The sequence below is a fragment of the Micromonospora sp. WMMA1998 genome (assembly GCF_027497375.1).
GTDB classification, from domain to species: Bacteria; Actinomycetota; Actinomycetes; order Mycobacteriales; family Micromonosporaceae; genus Micromonospora; species Micromonospora sediminicola.
Genome location: NZ_CP114911.1, coordinates 5,553,137 through 5,565,554 on the forward strand (window position 1 = coordinate 5,553,137; position 12,418 = coordinate 5,565,554).

The window sequence follows — 12,418 nt, forward strand, 5'->3', positions numbered from 1 at the left end:
CAGAGTCATAATTATGACTCTGAGGTATATCGCTTTTCCTTCTTCCCTCTTGTCGGGAGGTCACGGCGAGTGCCGGTCGCCTCATGACTTCGGCGGCGGTCGGCCGGGACAACGGCGGGGAAGCTGGGGAGAGTGTCGACCGCCTCGTGATCTTGCCAGGCGTCCGTGAGCCGGGACGACCGCCGGGAGGTTGCGGGAAGGGTCGGCCGCCTCGTGATCCCGCCGGCCGTCGGACGGCCGGGACGTCGGCTGCGGGAGTCGCGACCGAGGGCGGAAGCGGACAGGATTAACGCCGCGGGCAGCGGGGCATGTGGGCCGCCATGGATGAACAGCTCACGCCGGCGGCTCGTCGTCGCGCCCCGGCGTCCTCCTCCCCGCGGAGCGCGTCATGAGCACCGACGTGTCGACCGGCACCGTACGGACCAACGTCCCGGCCCGCCTCGACCGGCTGCCGTGGTCGCGCTGGCACTGGATGATCGTGATCGGCCTGGGCACGGTGTGGATCCTCGACGGCCTCGAGGTGACCATCGTCGGCAACCTCTCCGGCAAGCTGGCCGAGCCCGGCAGCGGCCTGAGCATCACGCAGAGCCAGGTCACCGGCCTCGCCGCCGCGCTCTACGTGGCCGGTGCCTGCACCGGCGCGCTGTTCTTCGGGTGGCTCACCGACCGGTTCGGCCGCAAGAAGCTGTTCCTGCTGACCCTCGGGCTCTACCTGGTCGCCACCGCGCTGACCGCGCTCTCGTTCGACACCTGGTGGTTCTTCCTGTTCCGGTTCCTCACCGGCATGGGCATCGGCGGTGAGTACGCCGCCATCAACTCGGCGATCGACGAGCTGATCCCGGCCCGCCACCGCGGCCGGATCGACATCATCATCAACGGCACGTTCTGGCTCGGCGCCGCGCTCGGCGCGCTGCTGACCGTACCGCTGCTCAACGGCCTGCCGACCAACCTCGGCTGGCGGGTGGCGTTCGGCCTGGGCGCGGTGCTCGGCGTGGTGATCCTGCTGGTCCGCCGGCACGTGCCGGAGAGTCCGCGCTGGTTGTTCATCCACGGCCGGGCGGACGAGGCGAATCACCTCGTCGACTCGGTCGAGGCCGAGGTGAGGCGGGAGACCGGCAAGGACCTCGCCGAGGCCGACAACTACATCGAGATCCGGCAGCGGAAGAGCACGAACTTCCTGGAGATCGCCAAGACGCTGTTCCGTCGCTACCCGAAACGGGCCACGCTGGGCTTCTCGCTCTTCATCGGCCAGGCGTTCCTCTACAACGCGATCACGTTCGGCTTCGCCCAGATCCTGCAGACCTTCTTCGACGTCCCGCCGGGCAACAGCGGCTACTACTTCGCGGTGATCGCGGTCGGCAACCTGCTCGGGCCGCTGCTGCTGGGCCGGCTCTTCGACACCGTCGGCCGGGTGCCGATGATCGCCGGCTCGTACATCGGCTCGGGCGTGCTGCTGCTCGGCACCGCCTGGCTGTTCCACTCCGGCGTGCTCACCGCGGTGACCATGACCGCGTGCTGGTGCGTGGTGCTCTTCTTCGCCTCGGCCGGCGCCAGCGCCGCCTACCTGACGGTCAGCGAGATCTTCCCGATGGAGACCCGGGCCATGGCGATCGCCTTCTTCTACGCGATCGGCACCGCCGCCGGCGGCATCACCGGCCCGCTGCTCTTCGCCAAGCTGGTCGGCAGCGGCCAGGTCGGCGACACCGTGCTGGCCTTCGTCATCGGCGCCTCCATCATGATCATCGGTGGTCTGGTGGAGCTGGGTCTCGGCGTCAAGGCCGAGGGCAGGTCCCTGGAGGACCTGGCCACCCCGCTCAGCGCCGAACACCCCGATCTGCCGTCGCAGCGTGGTGCCGGTACGCCCACTCCGGCCACCGGCGCGACCGCCGGCTGACCCCCTCACGGCAGACGCCGCCCCCGCCCACCCCGGCGGGGGCGGCGTCGTGTCACGGCAGCGGGCAGGGTTCCCGCCAGACGTCCAGCCGCCGGTCCTTGCGGATCGACGCGAAGCCGTAGCCGACCGTGGTGACGCAGAAGTCGACCGGATCGCCGGTGTACTCGACGTGGAACACCGGCTTGTGCGCGTCGGCGAACGGCAGCAGCTTCGCGCACTCGCGCCGGCGTACGCACTCCTGGTTTACCGCGAAGTCGAAGTCGGGAGCCAGCGCGGCCACCTGCGCCAGATCGTCGACCAGGCCGGGGGAGAGGTCGAGCTGCCGGGCCAGCCCGGCCAGGCGGCGGTTGAACAGCAACTGGTCGTCGAAGCCGAGCGGGAAGCCGCTGCGGTGCCGGTAGCCGTCCGCGTCCGCCAGCGCCACCGCGCCGAAGCCCTTGCCCCGGCAGAGCCGGAACCGGTCGGCCAGCACGGGCGCGAGCGAGTCCCACCGCCGGACGTCCAGGAATCGGCTCCCGGCCCGCCCCGGCACCGCCGCGCCGCGCACGGCGGCGGGGAAGCGGGTGGCGTCCGGGTCGCCGGTCGCGTACGTGCCGACGCGGACCTGGCAGACCAACCGGCGACCCTTGGCCCGCAGCGCGGCGGTCTCGGTCGAGGTGGCGGCGACCGGGTCGAGGAGGAAGACGTCGGCGTCGACGGTCACGTCCACCGGCGCGGTCAGCTGCCACTGCCAGCGCCACCGGTCGGCCAGCGCGGCCGGCCACGGGGTGGGGGCGCCGGGCGGGACGGTGATCGGCTCGCGGCACGCCGGGACCGGGGCGAGGAGCAGCGCGGTCAGCGCCAGCGCCACGCCCCGGCGCGGTCCACGTCGGCGGACGCGGGCCGGCCGGGAGCGCGGCACGGCACACACCGGCCGGATCCGCATCGACAGCTCCCCGGACGCGGGCGGCCCGACGCCGCCCCCGACCGGTCAACGAGCGCCGACCCGGTCACGACGCGACCGCTCAGCGCGGGGTGCCGAAGTCCTGCGTCCAGTACGGTCCGTTGCTGCGCGCCACGCCCACCCCGATCTCGGTGAAGGAGCAGTTCAGGATGTTCGCCCGGTGGCCCGGGGAGTTCATCCAGGCGTCCATCACCGCGGCCGGGCTCTGCTGGTTCCAGGCCACGTTCTCGCCGTACGCCCGCCAGGCGTAGCCGGCCCGGTCGAGCCGGTCGCCCACGTCGCTGCCGTCGCTGCCGTCGTGCGACATCTTCTTGTGGTCGGCCTGGTCCTGGCTGTGCCGCTGGGCGGCGAGCGTCAGCTTGGAGTCGACGCTCAGCGCCTTGCAGCCGGCCTTGGCCCGCTCCTGGTTGACCAGGGTGACGACCTGCTGCAGCTCGGCACTCAGGCCGCCCGAGGAAGTGGTCCGGGCGGTGGTGCCGCTCGGCGTGCTGCTGCGCTCCAACTGCCGCGACGGGGCGGTGGTCCGGTTCGGCTTCGGCGTGACCTTCTTCGTCGGACTCGGCTTGACCGTGCTCGGCGAGGCCGAAGGGCTGGCCGAGGGCGCGAGCGCGTCGGCCGAGGGCACGCCCTCGGTCTCGTCGGTCAGCGACGGAGCCGCGGCCACCGGCGCGTCCGCGGAGGTCCGCTCGGTCGGTCCGTCGTCGCCGGGCAGCAGGAACGCGCCCACGCCCAGGCTCACCACCAGGGTCGCCGCCGCGGCGGCCCCGCCGATCACGAACGGGCGGCTCAGTCGCCGCTTCGGCCGGTGCCGGCTGTCGTCGTCGGCGGGGGTGTCGGTGACGGGCTGCCAGGCGGCGGTGGGCTGCTCCCAGGCGCCGGCCGGCCGCTCCTCGCCGTTCCACCGGTCGCGGGGCGCGGCGTACGGGCCGGCCGGCTCGAACGGCGCGCCCGGGTGGGCCTCGGCGTCGTAGCCGGCCTGCGCGGCGCCGTACGCGGGCTGCGCGGCGGGGCGGTAACCGAGCTGCGCGGCGGGGCCGTAACCGGCCTGGGCGGCGCCGTAACCGGGCTGGACCTCGGCGGCGTACCCCGGCTGGGCGGCGGCGCCGTAACCGGGTCGCACGGCGGTGGGGTCGGCGTCGCCGGGGAAGCCGGTCGGGCCGTGGCCGGGACGGTCGGTGTCGCCGTAGCGGCCGGCGTCGAGGGTGGGTGGCAGGTGGCTGGCGGGCGGCTGCCCCGGCTCGTCCCCGAAGAGGTACGACGACCGCGGCTCGGGCCGGTCGGAGAGCCACGCCGGACCCTCGTCGGTCGGCGGCTCGGGGCGCCGGAAGGCGTCCTCCGGTTCGGTCGGGTCGGTCCAGCGATACACGCCTGTCCCCTCCACGGGTCGGGTTGCGGGCCGGGGTGACGCTACGGTGGCGGTGCGAGCTGCGGCAACGTGGCTAAGAAAGAGTTAAGGCGAACCCGGCGGCAAGGATGAGCCGTTCACACATTCCCGGGCGTACAGTAAAGGCGTCCGGACAGAGCGTGTCCGCGCCTTCTGGCAGCCCCCCGGCGAGTGGCCCGGCCGACGTGGAGATGATCTACGGCCTGCGTCAACTTGACGAAGGAGGGGGGTTCGGCTCAATATATAGGTGTCGCCAGTCGCGCCCAGCCATGCCCCGATACACCGGGAATGGCAGCCGCGAACATCATGGGCGCGCGTTGGCCGGCCTTTCCGGCAGCGCATATCAAGGAGTCAGCATGGCGAAGGCCCTCTACGGCCACGTAGGTGCAGCGCCCGACCGGCGTCTGCTCGACGAGGTCACCCGACTGCGGTCCAGGGTTCAGGCACTGGAGTTCGAGATCACGCGTCTGCGCGCCGAGAACGATCGGCTTGCGGCGGCAGCGGCGGAGGCGGACGACCTCCTCCGTCTGGCCGAGCCCGCACTGACCTGACCTCCACTTGTCGGAAAACTGAATCGCACCACACCGAAAAGCGCGCCGACACACCTGTGCCGGCGCGCAGCCATGTGCGTACCCCTTTTGCCGTTTCCCGCAATTATCGATCTTGCGGATCCGGCCCGGAATTGCGTCTGGGCATATGATCTTGCCGTTTCCGCCGCATCGCGTGCGCGGGCCGGAAAGCGGACACCCCGGCCGTCGGGTGGGTCGCGTGCCGGTCGCGTCCCGGTCGCGGGTTAGTCTGCGGGTTCACCAGGTCCGCGCAGCCGGCGACGGTACGGCGGCCACCGGACGAGGATCGAGAAGGTGCATCTCAAGAGCCTGACGGTGAAGGGCTTCAAGTCCTTCGCCTCCGCCACGACGTTGAAGCTGGAGCCCGGGATCACCTGCGTGGTGGGCCCGAACGGCTCCGGCAAGTCCAACGTCGTCGACGCGATCGCCTGGGTGCTCGGCGAGCAGGGCGCGAAGGCGCTGCGCGGCGGCAAGATGGAGGACGTCATCTTCGCCGGCACCGCCGGGCGGGCGCCGCTCGGCCGGGCCGAGGTCACCCTCACCATCGACAACACCGACGGCGCGCTGCCGATCGAGTACACCGAGGTCTCCATCACCCGCCGGATGTTCCGTTCCGGCGAGAGCGAGTACGAGATCAACGGCGACTCCTGCCGCCTGCTCGACATCCAGGAGCTGCTCTCCGACTCCGGCATCGGCCGGGAGATGCACATCATCGTCGGGCAGGGCCGGCTCGACGGCATGCTGCACGCCAAGCCGGAGGACCGGCGGTCCTTCATCGAGGAGGCGGCGGGCGTCCTCAAGCACCGCAAGCGCAAGGAGAAGGCGCTGCGGAAGCTCGACGCGATGCAGACCAATCTCAACCGCCTCACCGACCTCACCGCCGAGCTGCGCCGCCAGCTCAAGCCGCTGGGTCGGCAGGCCGAGGTGGCCCGGCGCGCCGCCGCCATCCAGGCCAACCTGCGCGACGCCCGGCTCCGGCTGCTCGCCGACGACCTGCACACGCTGCGGACCACCCTGGACCGGGAGATCGCCGACGAGACCGCGCTGCGGGAGCGGCGGGAGCAGATCGAGGCCGAGCACGGCGAGGTGCAGGGCCGGCTCGGCGAGCTGGAGGCGGCCCTGGCCGAGGACGCCCCGCTGCTCGCGGCGGCCCAGGACACCTGGTACCGCCTCTCCGCCCTGCAGGAGCGGTTCCGCTCCATCGAGCAGCTCGCCCGGGAGCGGCTGCGCCACCTCAGCGCCAGCGGTGACGACGAGCGCCCCGGCCGCGACCCCGACCAGTTGGAGGCGGAGTCGCGGCGGGTCCGCGAGCAGGAGGAGGAGCTGCGCGCCGCGCTCACCGACGACCAGGTCCGCCTGGCCGAGGCGGTCGAGCACCGGCAGGAGCTGGAACGGCAGCTCGCCGCCGCCGAGCGGGAGCTGGTCACCGCCGCCAAGGCCATCGCCGACCGGCGCGAAGGGCTGGCCCGGCTGACCGGCCAGGTCAACTCCGCCCGGGCGCGGACCACCAGCGCCGGCGAGGAGATCGAGCGGCTCGCCGCCGCACACACCGACGCGCTGGGCCGCGCCGAGAAGGCGCAGGCCGACCTGGACGCGGTCGCCGAGCAGTCCACCGAGGCCGACCGGGACAACGCCGACCTGGACGCCCGGCACGCCGAGGCGGTGGCGGTGCACGAGCAGGCCCAGGCTGCCGTGCGCAGCCTCGCCGACGGCGAGCGCGCGGCGGAGAAGGACGCGGCCACCTGGAAGGCCCGCGAGGAGGCGCTCTCGCTCGGCCTGCGCCGCAAGGACGGCGCCGGCGCGCTGCTGGCCCGCGCCGACCAGGTGCCCGGCCTGCTCGGCAGCCTCGCCGGGCTGCTCACCGTCGCCCCCGGCGACGAGGCGGCCCTCGCCGCCGCGCTGGGCGGGCTGGCCGACGCGGTGGCGGTCAGCGGCGTGGACGAGGCCGTCGAGGCGATGCGACTGCTCAAGATCTCCGACGCCGGACGGGCCGGACTGCTGGTCGGCAGCCCGGCCGGCCCGGGCATGGACGGCTCCGCCGACGCGCTGCGCCCGAAGCTGCCCGAGGGCGCCCGGTGGGCGCCGGACCTGGTGGAGTGCGCCGCCGGGATCCGGCCCGCCGTGCACCGGGCGCTGCGCGACGTGGCGCTGGTCGACGACCTCGCCGCCGCGGCCGAGCTGGTCGCGGTGAACCCGGAGCTGCGCGCGGTCACCCCGGACGGCGACGTCGTCGGGGCGTACGCGGCGGCCGGCGGGTCGGCCAAGGCGCCCAGCTTCATCGAGGTGCAGGCCGCGGTCGAGGAGGCCCGGACCAACCGGGCCGCCGCCGAACGCGCCGCCGCCGAGTTGCGCGAGCAGCTGGCCGAGGCGCGGGCCGAGGTGGCCGCCGCCAAGGAGGCCGTGCAGCACGCCGCCGCCGCCAAGCGGGAGGCCGAGAGTCACCGCAACGCCGCCGCGCGCCGCCTCGCCGAGCTGGGCGCGGCCGCCCGTTCGGCGAAGGCCGAGACCGACCGGCTCGGCGAGTCCCGGGCGCGCGCCGAGGCGGCCCGGGAGCGGGACCTGACGGCGCTGGCCGAGTTGGCGGAACGGTTGCGGCTGGCCGAGGCCACCCCGATCGACGCCGAACCGTCCACCGAGGAACGCGACCAGCTCGCCGCCATGGTGCCGCCGGCCCGGCAGAACGAGATGGAGGTGCGGCTCGCCGTCCGTACCGCCGAGGAACGGGTGGCGTCGATCGCCGGCCGGGCCGACTCACTGGCCCGGCAGGCCACCGCCGAGCGGGCCGCGCGGGAGCGCGCGGCGGCCCGGCGCGCGGCCCGCACCCGGGGTGCGGAGATCGCCCGGGCCGTGGTCGGTGGCGCCCGGGAGGCGCTCACCCGGCTCGCCGTCTCCATCGCGCGGGCCGAGGAGCACCGCGACGCCGTCGCCCGCGAGCGCGCCGCGCGCGAGGCCGAGCTGTCCGAGGTACGCGGCGCGGCCAAGCGCCTCGCCGCCGAACTGGAGCGGCTCACCAGCCAGGTGCACCGGGACGAGGTGGCCCGCGCCGAGCAGCGGATGCGGATCGAGCAGCTGGAGGCGAAGGCCGCCGAGGACTTCGGCCTGGACGTGTCCACCCTGGTCGCCGAGTACGGCCCGGACCAGCTCGTCCCGCCCACCGACGCGGACGTCGCGCTGGCCGAGAAGGACGGCCGGCCGGTGCCGGAACCGGTCCGCTACGAGCGGCCGGTGCAGGAGAAGCGGGCCGCCAAGGCCGAGCGGGAGCTGGCCCTGCTGGGCAAGGTGAACCCGCTCGCACTGGAGGAGTTCGCCGCGCTGGAGGAGCGCTTCAAGTTCCTCTCCGAGCAGTTGGAGGACCTCAAGGCCACCCGGCGGGACCTGCTCACCGTGGTCAAGGACGTGGACGAACGGATCCTGGAGGTCTTCGCCAGCGCGTTCGCCGACACCGCGCGGGAGTTCGAGCAGGTCTTCACCGTGCTCTTCCCCGGCGGCGAGGGTCGGCTGGTGCTGACCGACCCGGAGGACCTGCTCACCACCGGTGTCGAGGTGGAGGCCCGGCCGCCGGGCAAGAAGATCAAGCGGCTCTCGCTGCTCTCCGGCGGCGAGCGCTCGCTGACCGCGGTGGCCATGCTGGTGGCGATCTTCCGCGCCCGACCCAGCCCGTTCTACATCATGGACGAGGTCGAGGCGGCGCTCGACGACGTGAACCTGGGCCGCCTGATCACGTTGCTGGCACAGTTGCGGGAGAAGAGCCAGCTGATCGTGATCACCCACCAGAAGCGGACGATGGAGATCGCCGACGCGCTCTACGGCGTGACCATGCGCGCCGGCGTGACCCAGGTGATCAGCCAGCGGCTCAACCGGGCCGACGACGAGGAACAGGTGACAGACGAGTGAGTCGGGAACGCGCCACGGCGCTCCTGGTGGACTTCGACGGCGTGCTGCGCCGCTGGGACCCGGCGGTGGCCGCCGGGGTCGAGCGGGAGTACGGGCTGCCCGAGGGCGTCCTCGGTGAGATCGCGATGTCGTGGGGGCTGCTCCAGCCGGTGCTCACCGGCCAGGTCAGCCACGCCCGGTGGATGGCGAGCGTCGCCGACGCGCTGATCCCGACGATCGGTGACCCGGAGCGGGCCCGGGCGGCCGTGGAGCAGTGGCAGAGCTACCGCGGCGAGGTCGACCCGGAGGTGCTGGCGTTCGTCCGCGAGGTGCGGGCGGCCGGCATCCGGGTCGGGCTGGGCACCAACGCCACCGACCTGCTCGACGCCGACCTGGCCGCGCTGGACCTGACCGACGAGCTGGACGTGGTGGTCAACTCGTCGGTCGTCGGCGTGCACAAGCCGGCCAAGGAATACTTCCAGGCCGCCTGCGCGGCGTTGGACACTCCGCCGGCCCGGGTGCTCTTCGTCGACGACCAGGACCGCGCGGTGGCGGGCGCCCGGGTGGCCGGCCTGTCCGCGCACCGGTGGAGCGGGCCGGCCGACCTGCGTTACCTGCGCGCGGCGCTGGCGTACTGAGCCGGACGGGCCCCGTGTCCCGCCCGGCTCGTGCTCCGCTCACCGCAGGCCCGGCACCTCGGTGACCGTGAACGGCGGGGTGGGCTCGGTCGCGAAGAGCTGGCTGTGCACCCAGAGCAGCCGCCCGGCGTCGCGCGCCACCGAGGTCGGCGACCGTTCCGTGCCGACCGGACGGGACCGGTCGACCACCCGGGCGGTGCGCAGCCCGGCGTCTAGCCGGGCCAGGTTCACCAGGAACCGGGTGCCGCCGACGCCGTCCGGTTCGTTGACCACCCCGTAGAGCCGGTTTCCCTCCAGCAGCAGGCCGTCCGCGCCCATCCGGCCGCCGCTCACCTCCACCTCGGTCACCGCCCGGGCGGCGAGGTCGACCCGGAACAGGCGTTCGCCGCCCTGCTCCGCGACGAGAGCGACCCGGCCCGACGGGTCGACCACGACGCCGTTGAGGAAGACCGGTGCGGCCGGGAAGTCGTCGGGGCCCACCCAGGGGACCAGGGCGCCGACGCGCCCGCCGTCGAGTGCGGCGCGCCACAGGGTGCCGGTGGCGGAGTCGGTGACGTAGACGGCGTCGCCGGTGACCGCCAGGTCGTTGAGGGCCGCGCCGGGTGCGGCGGCGCGGCGGGCCAGCAGGGCGCCGTCCGGCGCGTACACGAAAAGGGTGCCGGTGGCCCAGCCGGCGACGAGGACGCGCCCCCGGTGGTCCACCTTGACCCCGGCGGCGCTGGTCCGGCCGTCGGCGCCGGGGGCGAGGAACGGGCGCAGACCGGCCCGTCGGGTGTCGCCCCGGTAGACCGCGCCGGTGGCCGAACTCGTGACGTACATCGTGCCGGAGGGGGTGACCGCGAGCCCTTCGGGCAGCACGCCCGGCGCGCGGGAGACGACGTAGGTGTCGGGACGGACGCTGGTGGGGGCGGGCCGGGGTGCGCCGACGGTCACTGCCGTCAGGACCGCGGTGGCCGCCGCGAGGAGTGTCTTCACGCGACGCAGCGTCCGGCGGCGGCGGCCCGCCCGGTAGCCCCTTTCGGTACGGGCCGAAAGGTGGCTACCGTGCGCCGGTGACCACAGTGCGGCTCAACGCCACGGACCTGAGCCGCACGGTCCTGCGGTCCGATCCGGCGGTGCTGGTCGAGCTGGCGATGGCCGCCCAGCGGCTGGTCCTGGCGGACGTGCCGGAGCACCTCGCCGGTTGGCGGTCCCGGACCCGGGCGGCGTTGCGCCCCGAGATGCGGCCCTACCTGGACCTGTGCCGGACGCCCCATCTGGTGCCGGACCTGGTGACCCCACCGGTGTTCGACGGCGACCTCGACGCCCTCCTGGACCGGGTCGCCGGTGCCCCGGACGAGGTGCTCGCCGCCGAGCTGGGCCCGCTGGTGGCGTCCGGCGCGCTGCCCGCCCGGGTGGCGTCGCTGGCCGCCGGGGAGCCCGCCGCCCGGGCCGGGCTGCGGGCCGCGATGCGCGCCTTCCACGGCGTGGCGCTCGCGCCCTACTGGTCGGAGATCGAGGCGGCGGTACGCGCCGACCGGGCGGTACGCGGCCACACGCTGGCGGCCGGCGGCCTCGACCGGGTGTTGCGCGACCTCAGCCCGTACCTGGCCTGGGCCGAGACGGGCGAGCACTACACGCTGTCCTACCGGTGTGCGGTCGCCGACGACGTCGAGGTGGCCGCGGGCGGACGGGGCCTGACCCTGTTGCCCTGCCTCCTCGCCCCGCAGCCCTACCTGCTGGCGGACCCGGGTGGCCCGCTGGTGCTGGTGTATCCGATCCGGCCGGGGCGGCGTGAGCTGGGGCCTTGGGCGCCGTTGGCGGACCTGCTCGGGCGCACCCGGGCGGCCGTGCTGGCGGCGACCGCCGACGCCCCGGGCACCTCCCAGCTCGCCCGTCGGGTCGGCGTGTCCGCCGCCACGGCCAGCGAGCACGCGGCGACCCTGCGGGCCGCCGGGCTGATCACCACGCGGCGGGACGGCGCGGCGGTGCGGCACTGCCTCACCCCGCTGGGCGAGCAGGTGCTGCGGGCGGGCGCCCCGGCCGGGGTCAGGCCCCGGTGACGCCGTCGATGCGCTCGCGGATCAGGTCGGCGTGGCCGTTGTGCCGGGCGTACTCCTCGATCATGTGCACATAGACCCAGCGGAGGTTGATCTCGTCGCTGCCGCCGTCGCGCCGGGCGCGCCGGAACGTGTGCTCCAGCGGCAGGTCGGCCACCGCCCGGTCGGCCGCCTCGACCTCGGCGACCAGGGCGGCGAGCGCCTCGGCCGGGTCGGCGTCGGCGATATCGTTGAGGTCCGCGTCCGGGTCGGTTCGGTAGTCGTAGAGGGCGGGCACGTTCTCGCCGGCGGCGCGGATGCGGAACCACCAGCGCTCCACGTCGGCCAGGTGGCGGACCAGGCCGAGCAGGGTCAGCCCGGACGGCTCGACGCTGCGGGTGCGCAGCTGCTCGGCGGTGAGCCCGGCACACTTGTGCCGCAGGGTGTCACGGTGCAGGTCGAGCCACCCCTGGAGCATGGCGCGCTCGTCGGCGACGTAGGGCTCGTGGCGGCGGTCGATCTCGGGTGCGGTCCAGGTAGTCATCCCGGCGATGTTAAGAGGGGGCCCGGGTACAACGCGAGGCGTTAAGAAGGGGCCCTTCCTTGCACCTAGGGCACGACGACGACCGGCCACCGTCCCGCGCGCACCAGCCGGGTGGCGACCGAGCCGACCAGCCTGTGGCCGGCCTGCTCGGAGGAGCCGACCACGACCAGGTCGGCGCGGTGTTCGTCGGCCGCCCGGCACAGCTCGGTGTACGCGTCGCCGCGCCGGCTCAGGAACGTCACCGGCAGGTCCAGCTCCTCGGCCCCGCGCCGGCACTCGGCCCGCAGCTCGTCGGCCAGTTCGTCGTGGGTCTGCTGGACCGCGCCGGCCACCACCCCGGACATGATCCCGCTGTACGGGGCCGGCGAGCTGACGAACACCACCACCAGTCCGGCGCCCTGCCGGCGGGCCAGCCCGGCGGCGTAGGAGGCGGCCCGCAGCGAGGTGCGGCTGCCGTCCACGCCGACGAGCACCACCCGGGGCCCGTCGGTGCCCCGCTCGAAGGGCAGCGGACGAGCCTGCGGCCCGTACCGTTCACGCTCCGGTGCGTCCATC

The 12,418-nt window shown here is 74.3% G+C and carries 10 protein-coding genes; 5 read left to right on the forward strand and 5 right to left on the reverse strand.

The annotated features are described in order from the left end of the window. Window positions 1–388: 388 nt before the first annotated feature. Window positions 389–1,894: an MFS transporter gene (locus tag O7600_RS25855; protein WP_281591042.1), complete on the forward strand. Its 1,506-nt coding sequence runs from the start codon at window positions 389–391 to the stop codon at window positions 1,892–1,894. Window positions 1,895–1,946: 52 nt separating this feature from the next. Here O7600_RS25855 and O7600_RS25860 read toward each other — a convergent pair whose 3' ends face one another. Further along, the gene (locus O7600_RS25860) at window positions 1,947–2,819 is read right to left on the reverse strand and encodes an endo alpha-1,4 polygalactosaminidase (RefSeq protein WP_281591043.1); all 873 of its coding nucleotides are present in this window, start codon (window positions 2,817–2,819) and stop codon (window positions 1,947–1,949) included. Window positions 2,820–2,898: 79 nt separating this feature from the next. After that, window positions 2,899–4,203: a CAP domain-containing protein gene (locus O7600_RS25865; protein WP_281591044.1), complete on the reverse strand. Its 1,305-nt coding sequence runs from the start codon at window positions 4,201–4,203 to the stop codon at window positions 2,899–2,901. Window positions 4,204–4,577: 374 nt separating this feature from the next. Between O7600_RS25865 and O7600_RS25870 the strand changes: the two genes are divergently transcribed. From O7600_RS25870 to O7600_RS25880, 3 genes are all read left to right on the forward strand, one after another. Then, the gene (locus O7600_RS25870) at window positions 4,578–4,772 is read left to right on the forward strand and encodes a hypothetical protein (protein ID WP_036374707.1); all 195 of its coding nucleotides are present in this window, start codon (window positions 4,578–4,580) and stop codon (window positions 4,770–4,772) included. Between the two features lie 312 nt (window positions 4,773–5,084). Beyond that, a complete protein-coding gene (gene smc, locus O7600_RS25875) occupies window positions 5,085–8,684 on the forward strand; it encodes a chromosome segregation protein SMC (RefSeq protein ID WP_281591046.1) in 3,600 nt (1,199 codons plus the stop codon). Then, on the forward strand, window positions 8,681–9,301 hold the full coding sequence (locus O7600_RS25880) for an HAD-IA family hydrolase (RefSeq protein WP_098743340.1): 621 nt from the start codon (window positions 8,681–8,683) through the stop codon (window positions 9,299–9,301). The genes smc and O7600_RS25880 overlap by 4 nt, the downstream gene beginning before the upstream one ends. Window positions 9,302–9,340: 39 nt before the next feature. Here the strand turns inward: O7600_RS25880 and O7600_RS25885 are convergent, their stop codons facing one another. Beyond that, window positions 9,341–10,276: a superoxide dismutase gene (locus O7600_RS25885; RefSeq protein WP_281591047.1), complete on the reverse strand. Its 936-nt coding sequence runs from the start codon at window positions 10,274–10,276 to the stop codon at window positions 9,341–9,343. A gap of 77 nt (window positions 10,277–10,353) precedes the next feature. Between O7600_RS25885 and O7600_RS25890 the strand changes: the two genes are divergently transcribed. Beyond that, window positions 10,354–11,343, forward strand: a complete 990-nt coding sequence (locus O7600_RS25890; RefSeq protein ID WP_281591048.1) for a helix-turn-helix domain-containing protein — start codon at window positions 10,354–10,356, stop codon at window positions 11,341–11,343. On the opposite strand, the gene O7600_RS25895 is transcribed toward O7600_RS25890, so the two are convergent. Together O7600_RS25895 and O7600_RS25900 are read right to left on the reverse strand one after the other, a co-directional pair. Beyond that, on the reverse strand, window positions 11,330–11,863 hold the full coding sequence (locus O7600_RS25895; RefSeq protein ID WP_281591049.1) for a DinB family protein: 534 nt from the start codon (window positions 11,861–11,863) through the stop codon (window positions 11,330–11,332). The two genes, O7600_RS25890 and O7600_RS25895, sit on opposite strands and share 14 nt — an antisense overlap. A 65-nt stretch (window positions 11,864–11,928) precedes the next feature. Continuing rightward, window positions 11,929–12,417 (reverse strand): universal stress protein, encoded by a 489-nt coding sequence (locus tag O7600_RS25900; RefSeq protein WP_099162150.1) that lies wholly within the window; start codon window positions 12,415–12,417, stop codon window positions 11,929–11,931. Window position 12,418 lies beyond the last annotated feature (1 nt).

Coding starts and splice junctions, on each gene's coding strand:
- O7600_RS25895 (WP_281591049.1), bottom strand. CDS start 11,863: ATGACTACCTGGACCGCACCCGAGATCGACCGCCGCCACGAGCCCTAC.
- O7600_RS25870 (WP_036374707.1), top strand. CDS start 4,578: ATGGCGAAGGCCCTCTACGGCCACGTAGGTGCAGCGCCCGACCGGCGT.
- O7600_RS25855 (WP_281591042.1), top strand. CDS start 389: ATGAGCACCGACGTGTCGACCGGCACCGTACGGACCAACGTCCCGGCC.
- O7600_RS25860 (WP_281591043.1), bottom strand. CDS start 2,819: ATGCGGATCCGGCCGGTGTGTGCCGTGCCGCGCTCCCGGCCGGCCCGC.
- O7600_RS25900 (WP_099162150.1), bottom strand. CDS start 12,417: ATGGACGCACCGGAGCGTGAACGGTACGGGCCGCAGGCTCGTCCGCTG.